The organism is Agrobacterium tumefaciens (assembly GCF_005221325.1).
Taxonomy (GTDB): Bacteria; Pseudomonadota; Alphaproteobacteria; order Rhizobiales; family Rhizobiaceae; genus Agrobacterium.
This window is the reverse complement of the sequence record NZ_CP039888.1, coordinates 429,225-449,935: the sequence shown is the minus strand read 5'-3', so window position 1 is coordinate 449,935 and position 20,711 is coordinate 429,225. Positions and strand designations below refer to the sequence as shown.

21 protein-coding genes are annotated in these 20,711 nt (G+C 61.0%); 11 read left to right on the top strand and 10 right to left on the bottom strand.

Annotated features, from left to right (window positions below; all coding sequences use genetic code 11):
* The first annotated feature begins 136 nt into the window (after window positions 1-136).
* Window positions 137-583: a DoxX family protein gene (locus CFBP5499_RS02370; protein ID WP_080825888.1), complete on the top strand. Its 447-nt coding sequence runs from the start codon at window positions 137-139 to the stop codon at window positions 581-583.
* Window positions 584-641: 58 nt separating this feature from the next.
* On the opposite strand, the gene hisG is transcribed toward CFBP5499_RS02370, so the two are convergent.
* From hisG to hisS, 3 genes are all read right to left on the bottom strand, one after another.
* A complete protein-coding gene (hisG, locus tag CFBP5499_RS02365; protein ID WP_080825889.1) occupies window positions 642-1,334 on the bottom strand; it encodes an ATP phosphoribosyltransferase in 693 nt (230 codons plus the stop codon).
* Window positions 1,331-2,458, bottom strand: a complete 1,128-nt coding sequence (locus tag CFBP5499_RS02360; RefSeq protein WP_080825891.1) for an ATP phosphoribosyltransferase regulatory subunit — start codon at window positions 2,456-2,458, stop codon at window positions 1,331-1,333. Before CFBP5499_RS02360 ends, hisG begins: the two co-directional genes overlap by 4 nt.
* Window positions 2,459-2,626: 168 nt before the next feature.
* Window positions 2,627-4,168 (bottom strand): histidine--tRNA ligase, encoded by a 1,542-nt coding sequence (gene hisS / locus CFBP5499_RS02350; protein ID WP_080825893.1) that lies wholly within the window; start codon window positions 4,166-4,168, stop codon window positions 2,627-2,629.
* Between the two features lie 237 nt (window positions 4,169-4,405).
* Between hisS and relB the strand changes: the two genes are divergently transcribed.
* The 3 genes from relB to CFBP5499_RS02335 are packed head-to-tail and all read left to right on the top strand — an operon-like array spanning window position 4,406 to window position 5,657.
* Entirely contained in the window at window positions 4,406-4,633 is a 228-nt protein-coding gene (gene relB, locus CFBP5499_RS02345; protein WP_080825895.1) for a type II toxin-antitoxin system RelB family antitoxin, read from the top strand.
* On the top strand, window positions 4,617-4,886 hold the full coding sequence (locus CFBP5499_RS02340) for a type II toxin-antitoxin system RelE family toxin (protein WP_080825898.1): 270 nt from the start codon (window positions 4,617-4,619) through the stop codon (window positions 4,884-4,886). The genes relB and CFBP5499_RS02340 overlap by 17 nt, the downstream gene beginning before the upstream one ends.
* A 6-nt stretch (window positions 4,887-4,892) precedes the next feature.
* Window positions 4,893-5,657, top strand: coding sequence for a hypothetical protein (locus CFBP5499_RS02335; RefSeq protein ID WP_080825901.1), 765 nt, complete (start codon window positions 4,893-4,895; stop codon window positions 5,655-5,657).
* A gap of 33 nt (window positions 5,658-5,690) precedes the next feature.
* Here CFBP5499_RS02335 and CFBP5499_RS02330 read toward each other — a convergent pair whose 3' ends face one another.
* A complete protein-coding gene (locus tag CFBP5499_RS02330) occupies window positions 5,691-6,608 on the bottom strand; it encodes a LysR family transcriptional regulator (protein WP_080825904.1) in 918 nt (305 codons plus the stop codon).
* Between the two features lie 81 nt (window positions 6,609-6,689).
* Here CFBP5499_RS02330 and CFBP5499_RS02325 point away from each other — a divergent pair, with 81 nt between their 5' ends.
* Window positions 6,690-7,733, top strand: coding sequence for a YeiH family protein (locus CFBP5499_RS02325; RefSeq protein ID WP_130932463.1), 1,044 nt, complete (start codon window positions 6,690-6,692; stop codon window positions 7,731-7,733).
* 10 nt (window positions 7,734-7,743) lie between these two features.
* Here CFBP5499_RS02325 and CFBP5499_RS02320 read toward each other — a convergent pair whose 3' ends face one another.
* Both CFBP5499_RS02320 and CFBP5499_RS02315 read right to left on the bottom strand, forming a co-directional pair.
* A complete protein-coding gene (locus tag CFBP5499_RS02320; protein ID WP_080825907.1) occupies window positions 7,744-8,187 on the bottom strand; it encodes a hypothetical protein in 444 nt (147 codons plus the stop codon).
* Window positions 8,184-8,813 carry a DNA-3-methyladenine glycosylase I gene (locus CFBP5499_RS02315; protein WP_080825910.1) on the bottom strand — a complete coding sequence of 210 codons (630 nt, stop codon included), beginning with the start codon at window positions 8,811-8,813 and terminating at the stop codon, window positions 8,184-8,186. Before CFBP5499_RS02315 ends, CFBP5499_RS02320 begins: the two co-directional genes overlap by 4 nt.
* A gap of 238 nt (window positions 8,814-9,051) precedes the next feature.
* On the opposite strand from CFBP5499_RS02315, the gene CFBP5499_RS02310 reads away from it, so the two are divergent.
* Window positions 9,052-9,831: a L,D-transpeptidase gene (locus tag CFBP5499_RS02310; RefSeq protein ID WP_080825913.1), complete on the top strand. Its 780-nt coding sequence runs from the start codon at window positions 9,052-9,054 to the stop codon at window positions 9,829-9,831.
* A 258-nt stretch (window positions 9,832-10,089) separates the two neighbouring features.
* Entirely contained in the window at window positions 10,090-10,749 is a 660-nt protein-coding gene (locus tag CFBP5499_RS02305; RefSeq protein WP_080825916.1) for an outer membrane beta-barrel protein, read from the top strand.
* Here CFBP5499_RS02305 and glcF read toward each other — a convergent pair.
* The 3 genes from glcF to CFBP5499_RS02290 all read right to left on the bottom strand — a co-directional run bounded on the left by glcF (window position 10,746) and on the right by CFBP5499_RS02290 (window position 14,912).
* Complete coding sequence (gene glcF, locus CFBP5499_RS02300; RefSeq protein WP_080825919.1) at window positions 10,746-12,047, bottom strand: glycolate oxidase subunit GlcF; 1,302 nt, start codon at window positions 12,045-12,047, stop codon at window positions 10,746-10,748. The two genes, CFBP5499_RS02305 and glcF, sit on opposite strands and share 4 nt — an antisense overlap.
* A gap of 2 nt (window positions 12,048-12,049) precedes the next feature.
* Window positions 12,050-13,264 (bottom strand): glycolate oxidase subunit GlcE, encoded by a 1,215-nt coding sequence (glcE, locus tag CFBP5499_RS02295; RefSeq protein WP_080825922.1) that lies wholly within the window; start codon window positions 13,262-13,264, stop codon window positions 12,050-12,052.
* Between the two features lie 214 nt (window positions 13,265-13,478).
* Complete coding sequence (locus CFBP5499_RS02290) at window positions 13,479-14,912, bottom strand: FAD-linked oxidase C-terminal domain-containing protein (RefSeq protein WP_080825925.1); 1,434 nt, start codon at window positions 14,910-14,912, stop codon at window positions 13,479-13,481.
* Between the two features lie 111 nt (window positions 14,913-15,023).
* On the opposite strand from CFBP5499_RS02290, the gene CFBP5499_RS02285 reads away from it, so the two are divergent.
* On the top strand, window positions 15,024-15,923 hold the full coding sequence (locus CFBP5499_RS02285; RefSeq protein ID WP_080825928.1) for a LysR family transcriptional regulator: 900 nt from the start codon (window positions 15,024-15,026) through the stop codon (window positions 15,921-15,923).
* A gap of 10 nt (window positions 15,924-15,933) precedes the next feature.
* Here the strand turns inward: CFBP5499_RS02285 and CFBP5499_RS02280 are convergent, their stop codons facing one another.
* Window positions 15,934-17,208, bottom strand: a complete 1,275-nt coding sequence (locus CFBP5499_RS02280; protein WP_080825936.1) for a DUF3422 family protein — start codon at window positions 17,206-17,208, stop codon at window positions 15,934-15,936.
* Window positions 17,209-17,500: 292 nt separating this feature from the next.
* On the opposite strand from CFBP5499_RS02280, the gene CFBP5499_RS02275 reads away from it, so the two are divergent.
* From CFBP5499_RS02275 to CFBP5499_RS02265, 3 genes are all read left to right on the top strand, one after another.
* The gene (locus tag CFBP5499_RS02275; protein ID WP_080825942.1) at window positions 17,501-18,274 is read left to right on the top strand and encodes a FadR/GntR family transcriptional regulator; all 774 of its coding nucleotides are present in this window, start codon (window positions 17,501-17,503) and stop codon (window positions 18,272-18,274) included.
* A 103-nt stretch (window positions 18,275-18,377) separates the two neighbouring features.
* Window positions 18,378-19,724 carry a glycosyltransferase family 4 protein gene (locus CFBP5499_RS02270; RefSeq protein ID WP_173986335.1) on the top strand — a complete coding sequence of 449 codons (1,347 nt, stop codon included), beginning with the start codon at window positions 18,378-18,380 and terminating at the stop codon, window positions 19,722-19,724.
* On the top strand, window positions 19,721-20,491 hold the full coding sequence (locus CFBP5499_RS02265) for an HAD family hydrolase (protein ID WP_080825948.1): 771 nt from the start codon (window positions 19,721-19,723) through the stop codon (window positions 20,489-20,491). The genes CFBP5499_RS02270 and CFBP5499_RS02265 overlap by 4 nt, the downstream gene beginning before the upstream one ends.
* Window positions 20,492-20,711: the final 220 nt, after the last annotated feature.

Sequence of the window (20,711 nt, the reverse complement as noted above, 5' to 3'; positions counted from 1 at the left end):
ACTCATCGTTCACAAAATAAAGACAATTTGTCTTCTGCCGTTCATCTTTATGGATGAGTGATTTTCAGCCATTGATATCTCCAGACATTACCATGCAGCTCATCGGCGATACGCCGATCACTTACCGGAGATATCCATGTCCAGCAGCCAGAACGCTCTCGTTCTCATCGCCCGCATTCTGCTTTCCTTCATCTTCATCTCTTCGGGCTTCAGCAAGCTCGTTGATCCGGCCGGCACGGCCGGAATGATTTCGGGCGCCGGTCTGCCCGCCGCAACCGCACTTGCCTACGTCGCAGGCCTCTTCGAACTCGTTGCCGGTCTTGCCGTTCTCGCTGGTTTCCAGACCAAAATTGCCGCCTGGGCGCTCGCCGTTTTCTGCGTCTTTACCGGTCTGGTTTTCCACAGCGGCACCGTTGCCGTTCCCGGCTGGCCTGAGCCTGCTCTTGGCTGGATCAATACGCTGAACGGCATCATGATGGTGAAGAACATCACCCTTGCCGGCGCTTACATCCTGCTCGCCGCCTTCGGCGCCGGCGCCTATTCCATCGACGCCAAGCGCGGCGTGGCTGTGGCCCACGCCTGAGCCAATAAATCGACCAACAAAAAAGCCGCCGGATCACTCCGGCGGCTTTTGTTTTGGATCAGACCGCCGCCCTTATGCGCGATGCGATGTCCTCAATCGCTGCAATGCCTTCATGCTCCGGCTTGCGAGCGCGGACGAAACAGGCTTCCGAACGGACGATGATGCCGTCCGAGAGGATTTTCAGGTGGTTGGCCCTGAGCGTCGAGCCGGTAGAGGTAATATCGACGATGATATCCGCCTGCCCTGCCGCCGGCGCACCTTCGGTCGCGCCAAGGCTTTCGACGATGCGATAAAGCTGAATGCCGTGCTGGCGCGAAAAGAACTGCTGCGTCAGCCGCCAATATTTGGTGGCGATCGCCAGTCTGCGGCCATGACGGGCGCGGAATTCGGACGCCACGTCGCCCAGATCGGCCATGCTGTCCACATCCAGCCAGATTTCCGGCACCGCGACCACGACATCGGCATGACCGAAACCGAGGCGGGCGCAGAATTCCACCTGCGCATCGGCATTGGTCAGCCCCTCGCGCACCAGGTCTTCCCCCGTCACGCCGAAATCCACCGTGCCGGCGCCGATCTCGCGGGCGATCTCGGAGGCCGACAGATAGGCGATCTCGATATCGTCGCGTCCTTCGATGCGGCCGCGATAGGAGCGGTCGTTGCCGACAGCCGCAACCTTCAGCCCGGCGCGTTCCAGAACCGCGGAGGCGTCTTCCTTCATCCGGCCCTTTGAGGGCAATGCGATGGTGATCATGGTTTTTCACTCCCACGCACCGCTTCGATGCGATCCAGCCAGAGCGAGAAGCCTACGGCCGGTATTTTTTCCTGTGCCCCGAGAAGTGTGAGCAGCCTGTCGTAACGGCCGCCGCCGGCGAGCACGCTGTCGCTGCCCGCCTCCACCACCTCGAAAACAAGGCCGGTATAATAATCGAGCGGGCGGCCGAAGGCAGCGCCATAGGTGACCGTTTCAAGATCGACACCGGCATTGGCAAGGGCCGCAACGCGTTTGTCGAAAGCGGAAAGCGCGCCATCCAGCTTCAGCTTCGCCTTTGCGGCGAAATCACCAAGAACCTGCGAGGCCTGCGGCAAGGGCGCCTGCAAGGCCAGGAACTGTTTGAGCAACTCGAAACTCTCATCCGGCAGGCGCGTCGCCGCAAGCGCGAGCTTCTCCCGCAGACGGCGGGCGATTTCGAGCGGTGAACGGCTGGCATTGGTGGAGTACCCGGTTTCCTGCATCACCGTATCGAGATAATCGACCAGCACCGCCTCGTCGCCCGTCGCCAGCAGGCCGGCGACCCGGGCGTCCAGCCCCGTCATCGGCTTGGGATGCACGAGGCTTTCCAGCAGCGCGTCCAGCTGCGCCATGTCGCCGAAAGCCTGCACCAGCCGTTTCTGCCAGCCCAGCGGCAGGCCAAGCGCTGCAACGACGGCTTCGAACACCTGCTGGTCGCCCAGCGTGACGGCAAGCGACCGGCCGGGCAGCAGGCGCTGCAGAATAGTGGTCGCGTCAATGACGACACGGGCATCGGCGGCGGCAATATCGGTATCGCCGAGGTCTTCGATGCCGGCCTGATAAAACTCGCTCGCGCCCTCGCGGCGCTGGCGGAAGACTTCACCGAGATAGGAATAACGCTTCGGCGTGCCGGTCGCGGTCTCGATATGGCGCAGGCAGACGGGGATGGTGAATTCGGGGCGCAGGCACAGGCTCGTCCCCGTTTCGCTTTCCGTCATGAAGATACGGCGGCGCAAATCCTCGCCGGCCATATCCAGAAACGGTTCAGCGGGCTGGATGACAGGCGTGTTCACGCGGCTTGTGCGGCGCGCGGCGAATTCTTCCAGTAGCTCTCCGGCAAATTCCGGCATGTCGATCAGGGGCATGGGATATTTCCTGTGCAAGCCGCGAGATACCCCCCTTTGTCACTTCGTGACATCTCCCCCTCAAGGGGGGAGATCAGTGGGCGTTTGCCGCGCTGGCCGCTTGCCGATCTCCCCCTTTGAGGGGGAGATGCCCGGCAGGGCAGAGGGGGGTAAGCGGTACGCGTCACGTTACTTGCTTTCAGACCGCAGCACATCTTCTGCGGCCCGCCGCACATCTTCGGCCTGATGCTCCAGAATCTCGCGGACCTTCGCCACCAGTTCGGCTTCCGGCACGCTGACCTGCGCCACGCGCGCCTCTCGCCAGCTGGCATTGTCCTCGATTTCGCCGGAGAGGCGCTTGCCTTCGATCAGATCCTTGATCTGCACGACGCCTTCGGCGCGCTCGTCACCGCCCTGAATGATGGCGATGGGGGAGCCGAGGCGGTCGGCATATTTCAGCTGGTTGCCGAATTTCTTCCAGTTGCCCTGGTACATTTCGGCGCGGATGCCCTCGGCGCGCAGCGCCTGCGTGAAGCGCTGGTAACGGCCCATGCTTTCAACATCGCCGTCCATGACGGTGATGAGAACCGGGGCAAGTGGCTTGACCTGACCGAGCTTGCCGAGGTTCTTCAGCGCCGTCATCAGGCGCGAGACACCGATGGAAAAGCCCGTGGCCGGAACCGGCTGGCCCATGAAGCGCGAAACGAGGCCATCATAACGCCCGCCGCCGCCGACCGAACCAAACACGACCTTTTCGCCCTTTTCATTGGTGACGTCGAAGGTCAGTTCGGCCTCGTAGACCGGACCGGTGTAATATTCGAGACCGCGCACGACGGAGGGATCGATCTTGATGCGCGTCGCATCATAACCCGCACTGGTGACCAGAGCGCCGATGATGTTCAGCTCATCAACGCCTTCCTCACCCTTCGATGTGCCCGCAACCAGTTTAGCGAGATCATCGGCGCTTTGCGCATAATCCTTGATGCCGACGAAAAACAGAACTTTTTCAATCTGCTCGTCGCCGAGACCCGCGCCCTTGGTGAAGTCGCCGGATTCATCCTTGCGGCCGGGGCCGAGCAACAGCTTCACCCCTTCCGGGCCGAACTTGTCGAGCTTGTCGATGGCGCGCAGCACGTTCAGACGGCGGCCGGCATTGTCCTCGCCGCCGAGGCCGATGGCTTCCATGACGCCATCGAGCACCTTGCGGTTGTTGACCCGGATGACATAGTCTCCGCGCGCGATGCCGAGCGCTTCCAGCGTATCGGCCATCATCATGCACATTTCGGCATCGGCCTGCACACCGGCAGCACCGACCGTATCGGCATCGAACTGCATGAATTGCCGAAACCGGCCGGGGCCTGGCTTTTCATTGCGGAACACGTAACCGGCGCGATAGGTGCGGAAGGGCAGCTGAATTTCGTTGAAGTTTTCCGCGACATGACGGGCGAGCGGCGCGGTGAGATCATACCGCAAGCTCATCCATTGGTCGTCGTCGTCCTGCAGCGAAAACACGCCTTCGTTCGGGCGGTCGCTATCTGGCAGGAACTTGCCGAGTGCATCGGTATATTCGAACAGCGGTGTTTCCATCGGATCGAAGCCGTAAAGCTCGTATACCCTACGGATCTTGTCGACCATCTCATTGGTGGCATGGATATCGGCAGCCGAACGATCCACGAAGCCGCGCGGCAGGCGGGCTTTCAGTTTCTGTGGCTTTTTTGCTTTTTCGCTCATGATGCCGATCCGATATTTTCCTGAAATTATGCCGGTATTAAAGCGCGCCGCGCTTTAATTTCTTTTTTTTACGCATGTCTTTATCCCAAAACCGCTGCGCACTTTTGGGAGACATGCTTTAGAGGATGAAGCCCTGTGCGGCAAGCCGCAAAGGCACCGGTTCTGCTGGCCCCGCAAGGCAAGTGGTGATATATGGGATACACGTATCCCACTTCAGATCGAAAAGGACCTGAACCCATGAGCAAACAGACGGCCATCCGCCTGCCGGACGAGACCTATGAGCGGCTGAAGGCGTTGTCTGAGCGCACCGGCCGCACCTCTGCGTTTTACATCCGCGAGGCGATCGAGAAACATATTGACGATATGGAAGACCTCTATCTTGCCGAAGAGGCGACGCGGCGCATTCAGCGCGGAGAATCGAAGGTTATAAGCGCCGAGGAGTTCTGGCGTGATCTGGACAATTGAATATCACACGCTTGTCCAGAAAGAGATGCGCAAGATAAATCCGGAAGTGCGCCGGCGTATCCGCAGCTTTCTCCATGAAAGGCTGGCGGCGCTGGACGACCCGCGCCAAACCGGCGCGGCCCTTCAGGGTTCCGAACTCGGAAACTACTGGCGTTACCGGGTGGGCGATTACAGCATCATCTGCGATATACAGGACCACAAGCTGGTCGTTCTGGTGGTCGAAATCGGCCATCGCCGTGAAATTTACCGTTAGGCATTCATGATCCTCGAAGCCCTGCAATATGCCGCCACCCGCGCGGTCACGCCGAAGGAATTCCGGCCGCATGTCCGTTATTCCGTCAACCTCTGGGCGCGCGCCAATCGCTGCGCCGCCGCCTGGGCGGAGCATGAAAACAACAGTCGGCAATTCGTGCTGCAATCGGCGAGAACGCTGAAGCAGCGACGGACGGCCGTGGTGCTGGGTTCCGGCCTGTTGCGGGATGTGCCCCACAACGCGCTGGTGGCGATGTTCGATACGGTCGTTCTGGTCGATCTGGTGCACCTTGCCAGCGTGCAGGCGAAGCTGCGGTTCAATGCCAAAAAGAACGTTCGCATCGCCAATCGCGATCTTTCCGGCTTCGATGACCTCATCGTTGGCCGACCGGCGGAACCGCTCGATTTCCTGCGGCGCGTGCCCTATCTCGATCTCGTCGTCTCGGCCAACCTCCTGTCGCAGATCGGCACCGGGGGGCAGCATCGGCTGGAACGGGAGAAAATCGCGAACGCGCCTGATGATCTTTTGCCAGGGCTCATTCGGACGCATCTCGATGCGCTGGCGGGCCTGCCCTGCAAGGTGTGTCTGGTGACGGACACTGCCTTCGATATCATCGGCAAGGATGGCAGCCTGCAGCAGCATGAAGACCTGCTGCATGGCGTCGAGATTGCCTCGCCTGCTGCCGCATGGGACTGGCCGCTCGCGCCCTTCGGGGAGGAAAGCAGGGATTATCGCATCGTGCATCGCGTCATTGCGCGTGAAATGACGTGATGGACATTTGACGGTCGGGGTCACTCCTGCCAACTACAGCCCCGCGAGACCAGCCTTGTAATCCTCCGACGCCGCCCGGCTGAGGCGCTCCAGTTCCATCGCGGCGCGGCTGGTATGGCGCTCCTTGTGGCGCAGCAAGGCGAAATTGCGTGCCGGCAGATCGATGCCGGCGCGGACCAGCAAGCCCTGCCGCAGAAAAAGCGACGCGACGGAAGCCGAGACGGCGGTGGCCGCGCCGCCGGAGCGGGCCGCCATCACCACCGCTTCGTTGGATGGCAGTTCCAGCATGACGGACAGCTCAGCCGGATCCACCCCCATCTGCCGCACCGCCGCCTCAAAGGCGGAGCGAGTGCCGGAGCCCTGTTCGCGCAGAACCCAGGATGTGCCGTAAAGCATATCCAGCGCGGTGAGATAGCGGCCGTCGGCGAAAGGATGGGCTGAACCGGTGACGACCAGAAGCTTGTCGGACACGACCGGCTGCACCATCAATGCCGGTTCATCGATCCTGCCTTCGATGAAGCCGACCTCCGCCAGACCATCCAGCACCGCCTGCGTCACCGTCTTGGTATTGCCGATATCCAGCCGGACCGTCACGCCGGGATAGAGTTTCTTGAACCGCATCAGGATCGGCGGCAGCCAGTAGCTTGCAATCGTCTGGCTGGCGCAGACGGTGATTTCGCCGCGCGTCAGCCCGCCCATTTCAGAGAGAATCAATTCCGCATTGCGCACACGCGCCAGTGTCGCCTTAGCCTCGCCCAGAAATGCCCGGCCGCTTTCGGTCAACTCGATGTTGCGGCCGACACGGTGGAACAGCTCGACATTATAAAAGGCCTCGAGATTCTTGATGGCGGAACTGACCGCGGAAGCCGTGAGACCGATGGCTTCGGCGGCGCGGGTCAGATGTTCGCGCTCGGCGACAGCAATGAAGATACGGAGTTGTTCGAAGGTCATGGCGCTTCATTCGATTTTATCGAACGATATATGCCATATTATTTGATAGAATAAAACAGGCGGCTGCGGCATTGTCGACGCATGGCACAACATCGCACCCTCGCCCATCCGTTTCAATTTTCGCTTCGCTGGCTCACCCCGCTTCTGCCGGGAATTCTCGTCTGCGCGGCGGTCAGCTGCGCCGCCATTCTAGCGGAGCGTTTTCAGGTGCGGATTGCGGGACACGCATGGCTCGGCGATCTGGTGCTTGCCATTCTGATCGGCACGATGCTGCGTTCGCTGGTGTCGCTGCCGGCCATCGCTTCGGCTGGCATCAAGTTCAGTGCCAAGACCCTGCTTGAAATCGCCGTGGCGCTTCTCGGCGCATCCTTGAGCCTTTCCATTCTCAAAGGCGCCGGTGGTTTGCTGATCGGTGGTATCGCGCTGATCGTGGCGCTGTCGCTCGTCGTTAGCTATGCCGCGGGGCGAATGCTGGGTCTACCGCCCAAGCTTGCGACGCTGATTGCCTGCGGCAACTCCATCTGCGGCAATTCCGCCATCGCAGCCGCAGCACCCGCCATCGGCGCCAAGCCGGAAGATGTTGCCGCCTCGATTGCATTTACCGCAATTCTCGGCGTCGCCGCCGTTCTTCTGATGCCGTTCCTGCCGCAGCTCCTCGGCCTCGATGCCACCCAATACGGCATCTTTGCGGGTCTGACGGTCTATGCGGTGCCTCAGGTTCTGGCCGCCACCGCTCCTATCGGCGTCGTTGCCGTGCAGACGGGCACCATCGTCAAGCTCATCCGCGTGCTGATGCTGGGTCCGGTCATTGCCGCTCTCTCCGTCATCCACGGCCGGTCCGACAAGGGGCGCCTGAAGCTGCAGCAAATGGTTCCGTGGTTCATCATCGGCTTCGTGCTGATGATCATGGCGCGCTCCTTCGGCCTCATCCCCGAGGTGCTGCTCTCCCCCGTCGCCTCGCTCTCCAACATCCTCACCATCATGTCGATGGCGGCTCTCGGACTATCGGTCGATATTCGCAGCCTTCGCCATGCCGGTGGCAAGGTCATCCTTGCCGCCAGCCTGTCGCTCGTGCTGCTGGGTGCTCTGAGCTTCGGCCTGATCCTGCTGACGCAGGCGGCCTGAGGGCGCACCGTTATGTCCCGGTGCTGACCGTCAACGTATAATGCGCGCCGAGGCCGCGGCGCGGCGATCCCAGAATGAGTGTCGGGCGGATCAACCATTCGGTATCCGCCTTCGGCGTCAGCGTCGCGATCTTGCCGCCGGAATCGCTGAAGAAGATCGCGTCCTCATCCGGCGTCGAAAAATCGAAGACCGCCATCAGGACGAATTCACTTGACGCGGCAAGCTCGATCTTCACCGTCTGCCCCGCCTTCACCTTCAGGCGATAGACGTCGCCACGCCCGCGCCGCGTCCAGCCGTCCAGCGTCAGCGGTCCCACCGGCGGCAGGGCCACTTCCTTCAGCCTTTCACCGTCATCGAGCCAGATGCCATCGACATTGCGGCTTTCCGCGAAGGATGGATGCGGCACGGCGGCAGCGGCCATGGTGAGCGCCAGAAGAAGGGAAGTTACCTTCATGGACGTACAAACTCCCGCCGCATGGCCTCTATCGGCTGGCGGCAATGACAGCCTTCGATATGGTCGTTGACCATACCCATGGCCTGCATGAATGCATAGACGGTCGTCGGGCCGACGAAGGTCCAGCCCCGCTTCTTCAAATCCTTGGAAAGGCGGATGGAGGCGGCGCTGGTGGGGTTGGCCCTTAACGTCGCATAGTCCAGCGTTTGCGGCCTTTCTGCGGCGGCAGGCTCGAAACCCCAGAAATAACGCGCAAGCGAACCGAATTCATCGCGCAGCGCCATGGCACGGCGGGCATTGTTGATGGTGGAAACGATCTTGCCGCGATGGCGGATGATGCCTTTGTCGGCAAGGCAGCGCTCGATATCGGCATCACCAAACTCCGCCACTTTTTCGAATTCAAAATTGGCAAAGGCAAGCCGGAACGACTCACGCTTGCGCAGCACGGTGAGCCAGGAAAGCCCGGACTGGAAACCTTCCAGGCAGATTTTCTCGAACAGGCGGCGATCGTCGGTCACAGGGTAACCCCATTCCTCGTCGTGATAACGGCTGTAATCTTCCAGCCCCTGCTGCCAGAAACACCGAACGCGGCCATCCGCGCCCGTTTCAAGTCCCGCTTCGCTCATCCGCTGACAATCCCTTTTCGCTCCCACCCGCAGGTGGTGTGAACCTGCGCGCTTACCACTCATTCACCACGTTTCAAAACCGGGCGCTAACCTTAAATCCAGCTTTCCCTAATGAAGCGCTTTTTAATGAACAGCCATTTACGATTCGCTGGCGTCGAGGTGCGAACGTGTCCGGCAAAGCGGGTGAATGATCCCGCAATTTCCATTGTTGCGACATCCCGCAGAGAGAGTCCACCCGATGCCGATGAAGTCCGTTTTTCTGGCGCTGAGCCTCGTTTCCACCCTTGCCGTCCCGGCCGCCATGGCCAATGAGCGGTATCGCGAGCGCCCGCCCGTCGTCGTCAGCCCGGATCTTTCCGCCCCCTGGGTCACCCAACTCGGCGGCCGCGGCAATGTCCGGCCGATGGTCTATCCGCGCGCGCCTGCCGCACGCCAGCCGCTGTTCCAGCAGCGCCAGGCCGCCGCCATGCCGCAGCGCCCCAGCTCCGGCGTCACATCGCAGCGCCCGGCGCGGGTGCAGAATGCCGCCATGCGCCCCAATGCGCCGGTGCGCACGCAGATCGCGCCGCAGTTCCTGCCGCAGATCGTGAGCTATCAGACCGCCGAAAAGCCCGGCACCATCGTCATCGATACGCCAAACCGCTTCCTCTATCTGGTGCTCGCCGATGGCAAGGCCCGGCGTTATGGCGTCGGGGTTGGCAAGCCCGGTTTTGAATGGGCCGGAACCCACAAGGTGACCCGCAAGGCGGAATGGCCGAGCTGGACGCCGCCGAAGGAGATGATCAGCCGAGAGGCGACAAAGGGACATTACCTGCCGGCCTTCATGGAAGGCGGCCCAGCCAACCCCATGGGCGCGCGCGCCATGTATCTCGGGTCGACGCTTTACCGCATCCACGGCACCAACCAGCCCTGGACGATCGGCAGCAACAATTCCTCCGGCTGCATCCGCATGCGCAACGAGGATGTCACCGATCTCTATGAGCGCGTGAACGTCGGAACCCGCGTCATTGTGATATGACGGCAACGGTTCGGCCATTCCCGCCGCCACAAGGCCAGCGTAATGGCGTATCCGCTTGAATTGCTGCCTCGCGGCGGTACAATCCTCACTTGAATTGAGCGAACTTGGCGGGGGACGCCAGGCGCCGGACCTCTCCGGGGGATGATGGAACGGCCTTAAGACGGGTGGTCAGCTGACCGCCCGTTTTTCGTTTCTGTCATTCACATGTTATCAAAAAACGATTTGGTGCATTTCTGATATCAATTCGGATTCTCTTAAATGTCGCGCCATACTTTACTTGTTTGCGCCCTGCTCTTCAGCGGCGTCTCTTTTTCCGCCGCAACCGCAGGCGAATTTGAAATTTCCGGTTATGGGGGCTGGCAAAGCGCGCCGCACAGCGATGTGACGGTGTCTGACGGGCCGGATTTCCGCGCCGGATGGGAAGGCAAATCCTTCTCCAACCCGCCCTATTGGGGCGTGCGCGGCACCTACTGGTTCGATGAGGGCCAGCTCCGGAATTTCGGTATCTCGCTCGATTTCACCCATGACAAGGTCTATGCCGACGACGAGACGCTTGCCCGTTCCGGCTGGTCGCATTTCGAATTCACCGACGGCCTGAACCTTCTGACGCTGAATGCGCTCTACCGCTTTCCGCTGGAATCGATACGTCTGACACCCTATATAGGCGCCGGCGTCGGCATCAATGTGCCGCATGTGGAAGTGTACCGCCCGTCAGGCAAGACCTTCGAATACCAGTTCGGCGGCGCCACCCTTCAGGCCCAGGCCGGCCTCAGCTACCGCATCACGGACAGCTGGTCGACCTTCGTGGAATATAAGGGCACCTACTCCTTTATCGACGTGGATATCGACAATGGCGGCTCGTTGAAGACCGACGTCATTACCAATGCGGTGAATTTCGGTGTGGCGTATAAGTTCTAAACCAAAAGCCTCGCCGGCTTCGGCCCGCCATAGGCCCAGTCCAGCAATTCGACCGTGTGGAGGATCGGCATATCCGTGCCGGTTCCGATCTGCGTGATGCAGCCGATATTGCCTGTCGCGATGACATCCGCCCGCGTGGCCTCGATATTCTTCACCTTTCGCGCCTTGAGCTTGCTGGAAATTTCCGGCTGCAGGATGTTGTAGGTTCCAGCCGAGCCGCAGCACAGATGCCCTTCCGCCGGATCGCGCACGGTGAAACCCGCCGCTTTCAAGAGCTGTTTCGGCGCCAGCGTGATCTTCTGGCCATGCTGCATGGAGCAGGCGGAATGATAGGCAACCGTCAGGCCCTGGCTCTGCCTTTGCGGCAGATCGAGGGTGGCGAGATATTCGGTGATGTCTTTCGCAAGCGCCGAGACCCGCGCGGCCTTTTCGGCATAGGCCGGATCGAGCCGCAGCATATGGCCATAATCCTTGATGGTGGTGCCGCAGCCAGAGGCGGTGATGATGATGGCGTCGAGACCGCCCTCCTCCATCTCCCGCATCCAGACATCGACATTCCGCCGGGCGGAGGCAAGCGCCTCTTCCTCGCGGCCCATGTGATGCACCAGAGAGCCGCAGCAGCCCTCGCCCTTGGGTACGACGACCTCGATGCCGAACCGTGAAAGAAGCCTGAGCGTCGCCTCGTTGATACCGGGATCGAGCACCGGCTGGGCGCAGCCGGTGAGAATGGCGACGCGCCCTCGCTTTTCGCCTTCCGCTGGCCGTGCGCCCGGACGGGCGGATGCGGAGACCGGCGGCACCGCAGCGGGGGCAAGAGCGAGCATGGATTGCAGCGGCTTCAGCGCCGGAGACTTGGCAAGCAGACCCGAGAAGGGCCGCGCCAGCCTTGCCAGATGCAGAGCCAGCCGGAAGCGGCCGGGATGCGGCAGGACAGCAACCAGAAGATTGCGGATCAGCCGGTCCATGAAGGGGCGCTTATAGGTCTGTTCGATGTGCGCGCGGGCGTGATCGACCAGATGCATGTAATCCACGCCGGAGGGACAGGTGGTGGTGCAGGCCAGGCAGGAGAGACAGCGGTCGATATGGGTGACGACCTCACGGTCGGCCGGGCGGCTGTTTTCCAGCATGTCCTTGATGAGGTAGATGCGGCCACGCGGGCTGTCCAGCTCGTTGCCCAGCGTGACATAAGTGGGACAGGTGGCGGTGCAGAAGCCGCAATGCACACATTTGCGCAGGATTTTTTCGGATTCCGCCACATGCGGATCGGCCAGTTGCTCTGATGTGAATGATGTTTGCATGGTCAGACGGCCCTTTCCATCGTTACAGCCATCTTGCCGGGATTGAAGATGCCCGCCGGATCGAGCTTTTCCCAGATGCGCGCCGAAAGCAGCGCTTCCGCCGATGGGCGCGGCTCGAATGCGGCCACGGTCGCGCGCACCGCATCACTCGCCCTCAGCAATGTGGCATGGCCACCACCCAGCGCCCGGATAGCACCACGCAGCAAATCCGCCTCGGGGTCCGCTTCCATCTGCATCCAGACAAGGCCGCCCTGCCAGTCGTAAAAGGCGTCGATGCCCGCTTCCATGCGCAGCGCCGCGACCAGCCGGTGGCCGGCGGCGGGTGCGACCGAGACTTTCCAGAGCGGTTTGGCACCCTGCCCGGCATAGGGCGCGACATCACGCACCTGCCGCCACAAAAGCCTGCTTTCATCGCCCTCCAGCAAGGTCCACGGACCGACCCGATCCATGACCGACAGAAGTTTGGCCGCACGCGCCTCCACCGAGGCGGCAAGTCCTTCCAGCCGCAGAATGGTCGCTGGGCCTTCCGGCAGGGCGCCATCGATGAAGCGGGAACGCACGCTTTCCGGCAGATGCGCCGCGCCGGAGACCTCGACGCTCATCGCCATCGCCGCGGCCATGATGCGCGTCGCCGCCTCGTCATCCAACCCCGACACAACGATGGTTTTTTCCGCCGGCGGTTTCGGCAATACGCGAAAGGTCACCTCGGTGAGGAAACCGAGCGTGCCGAAGGAGCCAGCCAGGAACTTCGAAAGATCGAGACCGGTGACATTCTTCATCACCCGGCCACCGGCCCTGATGATCTCGCCGCTGCCATTGACGAAACGGATGCCGAGCAGGCTGTCACGCGCCGCACCGGCGACATAACGGCGCGGACCGGAAACATTGGCGGCAAAGACACCGCCGATGGTCGGCTCGCCTTCGGTTGCCATGATCAGACGGTGGTCCATCGGTTCGAAAGCCATCATCTGCCGGTTTTCCGCAAGGGCGGCTTCGACAGCGGCGAGCGGTGTGCCGGCCCTGACGGTCATGACCATTTCGGCGGGGTTGTAGGCGATGATGCCGTTCATAGCGCGGGAGGAAAGCGTTTCAGCTGCGGCCACAGCATTGCCGAAACCGGAACGGGTGTTGCCGCCGATGATTTTCAGCGGGGTTTTTCGGGTCGCGTGGTCGCGGATGATGTCTGCGACCTGGGTTTCTGCGTAGGGGGTCAGCATGGGGTGCGCTCCGAGCAAGTGATACCCCCCTCTGCCCTGCCGGGCATCTCCCCCACAGGTGGGGAGATCGGCAAGACGCACCTACGTCGCTCCACCTCAACCGAAGAGAAATGCGGGGCCTTGCCGCAGGTCGATCTCCCCACCTGTGGGGGAGATGCCCGGCAGGGCAGAGGGGGGTAAGCCACACCCTCCAAGGCAAGAAAGCTTGAGTACCTCAATTCCTGCCCTCCAGCGGAAACACCTTGGAAGGGTTCATCAGCCAGTCCTCGTCAAAGGCCGCCCGCACCGCCATCTGCTGGGCAAGATCAGCCTCGCCATATTGGTGGCGCATCAGGTCGCGCTTTTCGATGCCGACACCGTGCTCTCCGGTGAGACAGCCGCCCGCATCGACGCAGAGCTTCAATATTTCATTGCCCGCCTCTTCCGCGCGGGCCGCATCATCAGGGTCATTGGCGTTGAACAGGATGAGCGGGTGCATGTTGCCATCACCGGCATGGAAGACATTGGCGACGCGCAGGCCGAGCCGGTCGGTGATTTCGCTGGTCTTTTTCAGCACATGGGAAAGTTGGGAAAGCGGCACCGTGCCATCCATGCAGATATAATCCGCGATGCGGCCGGTTGCGCCGAAGGCGGATTTGCGGCCCTTCCAGATCGCCGCCGCCTCCATGGCCGACTGGCATTCCTTCACCGTCTTCACGCCATGTTTTCTGGCAATGGTGACGATATCGGCCAGCATGGCGTCCATTTCCGCCTCGGAGCCTTCGACCTCGACAATCAGAAGCGCACCGACGTCAAGCGGATAGCCTGCCTTGGCGAAGGCCTCGCAAATCTCGATGGCCGGTTTGTCCATGAATTCGATGGCCACCGGAATGATGCCCGCGCCGATGATATCGGCGACGCAGGAGCCCGCTTCTTCAGAGGTCTCGAAACCGAACAGCACCGGCCGCGCCCCCTCCGGCTTGGCGATCAGCCGCACCGTCGCTTCCGTGACGATGCCGAGCTGGCCTTCCGAGCCGCAGACGAGAGCGAGAAGATCGTAACCGGCGGCGTCGAGGTGATTGCCGCCAAGCTCCAGCACCGTGCCATCCACCAGCACCATTTTCACGCCGAGCAGATTATTGGTGGTGACGCCGTATTTAAGGCAATGCGCGCCACCGGAATTCATGCCGATATTGCCGCCGATGGTGCAGGCAAGCTGCGAGCTGGGATCGGGCGCATAAAAGAAACCCTCAGCCCCGGCAGCATCGGAAATGGAGAGATTGGTGACACCCGCCTGCACCCGCGCCGTGCGATTGTAAAAATCGAGATCGAGGATCGCGCTCATCTTGGAAAGGCCGATCACGACAGCATCCTCCTGCGGGATGGCACCGCCGGACAGCGAGGTGCCGGCGCCGCGCGGCACGACGGGAATGCCGTAACGGTGGCAATATTTCATCACTGCCGCCGCTTCTTCCGTCGTTTTCGGCAGCGCCACGGCCAGCGGCAGACGGCGATAGGAGACGAAGGCATCGGTTTCGAAAGGCACGAGCTCTCGCGGCTCGTGCACAAGACAGTCCGCCGGCAGGATATCCGTGAGATCCGCGATGATGCGGTCACGACTCGCGACGACCTTGGCACGCGGCTCCAGAAACTTGATCGGCTGCGTCACCGCCCCTCCTCCATGCACGTTCCTCCAACTGGTATTCTTTCTTTACCACTTTGAAACGGCGCAATCAAATGCTAAGGATTTTTTCCGTTCTGGAAACAATCGGGGGCAACTGTGACAAATCTGGGCGATCTGGAAGTCTTTGCAAGCGTTGCCGCCTCCGGCAGCATGTCGCTCGCCGCCAGGGAGCTTGGCTATTCGCCCGCCGTGATTTCCAAGCGCATCAAGCGGCTGGAAGAAAAGCTCGGCGCCCGGCTTTTCCAGCGCACGACGCGGCAGATTTCTTTGACCGAAGCCGGACAGGGATTTTACGAGCGGGTGCTGGCCGTGCTGGAAGGCCTTGAAGAGGCCGAGGATTTTGTGTCCGGCCGGGCTAATACCGTCAACGGCACGCTGAAGGTTTCCGCCTCCACCTCCTTCGGGCGCATGCATATCGCGCCACATCTGAAGGGTTTCATGGAGCGGCATCCTGATCTCTCGGTCAATCTGGTGCTCAGCGACGAGTTCATCGATATCATCGAAGGCGGTTACGATCTGGCGATCCGCATTGCCGATCTCAATTCCTCAAGCCTCGTGGCCCGCAGGCTGGCGCCGGTGCGGCGCGTGCTCTGCGCCTCGGCTGACTATGTTGCCGCGCACGGCATGCCGGCCACGATCGAGGATCTGAAGAAACACCGCTGCCTGCCGGCGCACAATAATGATATCTGGCGGCTGGAGGGGCCGGGCGGCGCGCTCAGCATTCGCCCGGAGGGCATGCTGGTCACCAATTCGAGCGAGGTGATCCGCGAGGCGGTGATATCAGGGCTTGGTATTGCGCTGCGCTCCACCTGGGATATCGGCCATGAATTGCGCAGCGGAAAGCTGGTGCAGGTTCTGCCTGGTTATGAGGGGTCGCGCAACGTGACGCTCTCGGCAGTTTATCCGAGCCGGCAGTTCCTGCCCGCCAAGGTTCGGTTGTTCATTGATTATCTCGCCGGGCTTTATGGGCCTTCACCCTATTGGGAGCAGGGCTGATATCTTGATTTCAGTGCCCTCCCTCTGCATGGGAGCGGCGGATGCGGCGTACCACCCACCAGACGCCAAGCACGGCGAAGGGCACGGAAATGCCGGTGACGACGGCCGGATCGACCGGCAGCACGTCATGGCTGATCGACTTGGTGAGATAACCGATGAGCCCGACGACATAATAGGAGATCGCGGCGACCGACAGGCCTTCCACTGTCTGCTGCAAACGAAGCTGCATGGCGGCGCGCTTGTTCATGGTGTTGAGCAGCACCGTATTCTGCCGCTCCAGTTCCACGTCGATCCAGCTTCTGACGAGCGCAGTGGCGCGATGGAGCTTGCGCGACAGGTTAGCCTGCCGCTCCTCCACCGACTGGCAGGTGCGCATGGCTGGCGCCATGCGCCGTTCCAGAAAGCTGCCCATGGTCTCATGGCCCTGAACGGGCGTTTCCGCGAGCGCCCGGATGCGTTCGCGCACGATGCCGTCATAGGCGCGGCTGGCGCCGAAACGATAAAGGCTGAGTGCGGCATTGGCCTCCAGCTCTGCGGCAAGCCGGGTCATTTCGGCCAGCAGCGCATCGGCCTCGTCGCGGGCGTCGCTCTTCATGCGTTGGGTGATGCCGGTCAGGCCATCTTCGATGCGGCGAATTTCCGGCGACAGCGTCTGCGCCATCGGCAGGCCAAGCATGGCAAGCGTGCGATAGGTCTCGATGTCCAGAAGCCGCTGCACCAGTGCGCCGCGGCTGTAATCGCTGAGGCCACGGTCGATCACCAATATCTGCGTCAGACCATCGCGGTCCTGGCGGAAATCGGTGAGGATCGCCGCCTGTCCGTCGCGCACATCGCTGTGACAGAGGCTGGTCGGCTCGAACATCGCTTGCGCCTGGGAGGTAACGCCGTTCTCGGGGCGGATTTCCAGCCGCACACCCGAGATCAGCGAGCCGGGCGGTGAAAAGCTGTCACCGAAAGGATCGCCGGCAATCTCGCCGCCAAACTTTTCCGGCGCGGGACCGTCCCAAAACCAGGTGGAAAATTCCGTGTGCCGCTCCCAGCGCAATGTTCCTTGCCCCCAGGGCATGGCATGGTGGCGGGCATCACGTTCCGGCGGCGCAACACCACGGCTGCGCGACATTTCCGCAATGACCGAATGGTGCACGGCCGAGCCGCCATCCATCATGAAGGCAAGCTGGACGATGATGCGCGACGGGGCGAGCAGCACGGTCGGCCGCGCGTGGACCTCACCCAGAGCCAGCGATCTCTCCGGCGCGCTTGCGAATGCAAATCTACCCTTGGCCATTGCGATACCGTCCCCGCTTTTCTCGCCGGATTTCTAGAACATCGATTGCAATGAAAACACAGCAATCGAAGCCGATGTCATTGTTTTGATCCACCTGGCAGAAAAATCCACCATCAACCCCTGTCCAAGCGTTGCTTTAACAAAAGCCAGTTCGAAAAGGCAGATGCCGTGTTGCCGCAGGCATTGATACAGTCGGGCGGGGAACTGGACAGAATATTTGACCAGTGCAATGCTTCGCTGATAATTTGCCGGGCATCAAATACGGGGCGGCATTTCGCCGGAGAGTTCTGCGATGGACGAAACGCTTTTTGCGCGCATCGAGCACAGCCGCACATCGCAGGAGGTGATCTTACGTTTCGAGGAACTGATCCTCGACGGCATATTGCGCGATGGCGACCGGCTGCCCGGCGAGCGGGAACTGGCGCAGAAGCTGGACGTCTCCCGCCCGATCCTGCGCGAAGCGCTGAAGGAGCTCGAAACCCGCGGTCTTCTCACCAGCCGGCATGGCGGCGGCACCTATGTGGCCGATATTGTCGGCCCGGTGTTTTCCGACCCCTTGAGCGCGCTGATTACCCGCCACAGCCGGGCGACGCGGGATTTTCTCGAATATCGCCGCACCATCGAGGGCATGGCGGCCGAACTTGCCGCCGAGCGTGCGACGGAACCGGACAGGCGCAACCTTGCTGCCATCGTCGACAGAATGCGCGAAGCGCATGAGGCGGGCCGCTTCGAAGAGGAGCTCACGGGCGATGTGGAATTCCACAACGCCATCGGCGAGGCGGCGCATAATATCGTGCTGATGCATACATTGCGATCCTGCTACCGGCTTCTGAGCGACGACATTTTCTATAACCGTCACCTCATCTTCACCATCGCCGGTGCGCATGACGAGGTACTGAGGCAACATATCGCCATCCACGATGCCATCGTCGCCGCCGACCCGGTAGCGGCAAGAACGGCGGCGGAAGCCCATATTGACTTCATCGTGGAGACGACATCCAGGGCGCATCAGGCGCGCGAATGGGACCGGATTTCCCGCTTGCGACAACAGCAGCGCAGCAGCTGAAAACGTCATCAGGCGAAATACGCTATCCATTTTATTCCGGTTTTGATGGAACCTTTTGTGCTCTTCGGTCTTTTTACCGGGTTAATTGGAAAAATTTACCAAGATGGGACCCATGACAACCACGAGCGAAACTGAACGCTATCCGCGGATAGCTCTCATATCGACGCATGGCTATGTCGCCGCACACCCACCACTGGGCGCGGCCGATACCGGGGGGCAGGTGGTTTATGTGCTTGAGCTTGCACGCAAACTCGGCCAACTCGGTTATACCGTCGATCTTTATACCCGCCGCTTCGAAGACCAGCCGGAATTCGACGAGGTTGACGAGCGCGTCCGTGTGGTGCGCATTCCCTGCGGCGGGCGCGATTTCATTCCCAAGGAATATCTGCACCGACACCTGATGGAATGGTGCGAAAACGCGCTGCGTTTCATCAAGAAAAACGACCTCAACTACTCCTTCATCAACAGCCACTACTGGGATGCAGGCGTCGCCGGACAGCGGCTCTCCGAAGCGCTGAAAATCCCGCATCTGCACACCCCGCATTCCCTCGGCATCTGGAAGAAGCGCCAGATGGAGACCGACTACCCGGAAAAATCCGATACGTTCGAACTGGAGTTCAACTTCAGGGAACGCATCCAGCATGAGCTCATCATCTATCGCAGCTGCGACATGGTGATCGCCACCACCCCGGTACAGCTTGACGTGCTGATCGAGGATTACGGGCAGAAACGCAAACATATCCACATGATCCCGCCGGGTTATGACGACAACCGCTTCTTCCCCGTTTCGGATGCAACGCGGCAGATGATCCGGCAGCGTTTCGGCTTCGAGGGCAAGGTGGTGCTGGCGCTCGGCCGGCTCGCCACCAACAAGGGGTACGACCTGCTGATCGACGGCTTCTCCGTGCTTGCCGAGCGCGAACCGGAAGCCCGCCTGCATCTCGCCGTCGGCGGCGAGAATATGGACGAGCAGGAAACCAACATTCTGAACCAGCTGAAGGAACGGGTGAAATCGCTTGGGCTGGAAGACAAAGTGGCTTTTTCCGGTTATGTCGCGGACGAAGACCTGCCTGACATTTACCGTGCTGCCGATCTCTTCGTGCTTTCCAGCCGCTACGAGCCCTTCGGCATGACCGCGATCGAGGCGATGGCGAGCGGCACGCCGACCGTCGTCACCATCCATGGCGGGCTGTTCCGTGCGGTGAGCTATGGGCGACATGCACTGTTCGCCGATCCTTTCGACAAGGAAGATCTCGGCATCACCATGATGAAACCGTTCAAACATGAACGGCTTTACGGGCGGCTTTCCCGCATGGGAGCCCACAAGGCGCGCAGCCTCTTTACCTGGACCGGCATTGCCCAGCAGCTTCTTGCTGTTGTGGAGGGCAGGACGATGATGCCTGTTCTCGAAGAAGCGGACTGGGCCGAACCATGGAATGACGGCGATTGAAACCGCTTCGTCTTCTCTCCACCGATCTCGACGGAACCGTCGTTGGCAACAACGACGCCACGCGGCGGTTCCGCGATTTCTGGTACTCCCTGCCGGATGATCTTCGCCCGGTTCTGGTCTTCAACAGCGGCCGGTTGATCGATGATCAGCTTGCCCTTCTGGAAGAGGTGCCGCTGCCGCAGCCGGACTACATCATCGGCGGTGTTGGCACCATGCTGCATGCGAAAAAACGCAGCGAACTGGAAACCGCCTATACACACTCCCTCGGCACCGGTTTCGACCCCCGGAGGATTGCTGATGTCATGAGCGGCATTGCGGGCGTGACGATGCAGGAGGCGCGTTATCAGCACGGCCTGAAATCAAGCTGGTTCCTGCATGACGCCGATGCCGCCGCGCTCCGTGAGATCGAAGCCGGCCTTCTGTCGGCCGAAATAGACGCCCGCATCGTTTATTCCAGCGGTCGTGACCTCGACATATTGCCCAAGGCCGCCGACAAGGGCGCGGCACTTGCATGGTTATGTGGACAATTGCGCATCGGCCTCGACGAATCAGTGGTCTCGGGCGATACTGGCAACGACCGGGCGATGTTTGAATTGCAGAATATTCGCGGTGTGATCGTGGGCAACGCCCTGCCTGAGCTTGTCTCGCTGGCACACAAGGACAATCGCTTTTTTCACTCGACCGCGAAAGAAGCTGATGGCGTGATCGAAGGCCTGCAACACTGGGGACTGAACCCCGGCCAGAGCAGTACCGGCCATAATTCATAGCGGGTTTGCATTCCGAATGGCTTGAAGGCAGGCAGAGAGCGCGTTACCGCATCGGCTGTCCGGCCGGGGAACCACCCGGTCGAAACTTTGTTCGCAAATCGACCACATCCCCTGCCCGAACTCTTCATCAGCATGAAGACAGTGGTGGGTTATGGGTAAAGGGGGATTGGCGGAATTTGCGGCGTCTCTATATTAGTAATTATCACTATCCGACGAAGAG

What these genes read in the sequence shown, in the direction of transcription:
- CFBP5499_RS02330 (WP_080825904.1), bottom strand. Translation starts at nt 6,608, where the DNA reads ATGACCTTCGAACAACTCCGTATCTTCATTGCTGTCGCCGAGCGCGAA.
- CFBP5499_RS02325 (WP_130932463.1), top strand. Translation starts at nt 6,690, where the DNA reads ATGGCACAACATCGCACCCTCGCCCATCCGTTTCAATTTTCGCTTCGC.
- CFBP5499_RS02270 (WP_173986335.1), top strand. Translation starts at nt 18,378, where the DNA reads ATGGGACCCATGACAACCACGAGCGAAACTGAACGCTATCCGCGGATA.
- CFBP5499_RS02335 (WP_080825901.1), top strand. Translation starts at nt 4,893, where the DNA reads ATGATCCTCGAAGCCCTGCAATATGCCGCCACCCGCGCGGTCACGCCG.
- CFBP5499_RS02280 (WP_080825936.1), bottom strand. Translation starts at nt 17,208, where the DNA reads ATGGCCAAGGGTAGATTTGCATTCGCAAGCGCGCCGGAGAGATCGCTG.
- CFBP5499_RS02305 (WP_080825916.1), top strand. Translation starts at nt 10,090, where the DNA reads ATGTCGCGCCATACTTTACTTGTTTGCGCCCTGCTCTTCAGCGGCGTC.
- glcE (WP_080825922.1), bottom strand. Translation starts at nt 13,264, where the DNA reads ATGCTGACCCCCTACGCAGAAACCCAGGTCGCAGACATCATCCGCGAC.
- CFBP5499_RS02370 (WP_080825888.1), top strand. Translation starts at nt 137, where the DNA reads ATGTCCAGCAGCCAGAACGCTCTCGTTCTCATCGCCCGCATTCTGCTT.
- CFBP5499_RS02310 (WP_080825913.1), top strand. Translation starts at nt 9,052, where the DNA reads ATGCCGATGAAGTCCGTTTTTCTGGCGCTGAGCCTCGTTTCCACCCTT.
- CFBP5499_RS02320 (WP_080825907.1), bottom strand. Translation starts at nt 8,187, where the DNA reads ATGAAGGTAACTTCCCTTCTTCTGGCGCTCACCATGGCCGCTGCCGCC.
- CFBP5499_RS02315 (WP_080825910.1), bottom strand. Translation starts at nt 8,813, where the DNA reads ATGAGCGAAGCGGGACTTGAAACGGGCGCGGATGGCCGCGTTCGGTGT.
- hisG (WP_080825889.1), bottom strand. Translation starts at nt 1,334, where the DNA reads ATGATCACCATCGCATTGCCCTCAAAGGGCCGGATGAAGGAAGACGCC.
- glcF (WP_080825919.1), bottom strand. Translation starts at nt 12,047, where the DNA reads ATGCAAACATCATTCACATCAGAGCAACTGGCCGATCCGCATGTGGCG.
- hisS (WP_080825893.1), bottom strand. Translation starts at nt 4,168, where the DNA reads ATGAGCGAAAAAGCAAAAAAGCCACAGAAACTGAAAGCCCGCCTGCCG.
- CFBP5499_RS02275 (WP_080825942.1), top strand. Translation starts at nt 17,501, where the DNA reads ATGGACGAAACGCTTTTTGCGCGCATCGAGCACAGCCGCACATCGCAG.
- relB (WP_080825895.1), top strand. Translation starts at nt 4,406, where the DNA reads ATGAGCAAACAGACGGCCATCCGCCTGCCGGACGAGACCTATGAGCGG.
- CFBP5499_RS02360 (WP_080825891.1), bottom strand. Translation starts at nt 2,458, where the DNA reads ATGCCCCTGATCGACATGCCGGAATTTGCCGGAGAGCTACTGGAAGAA.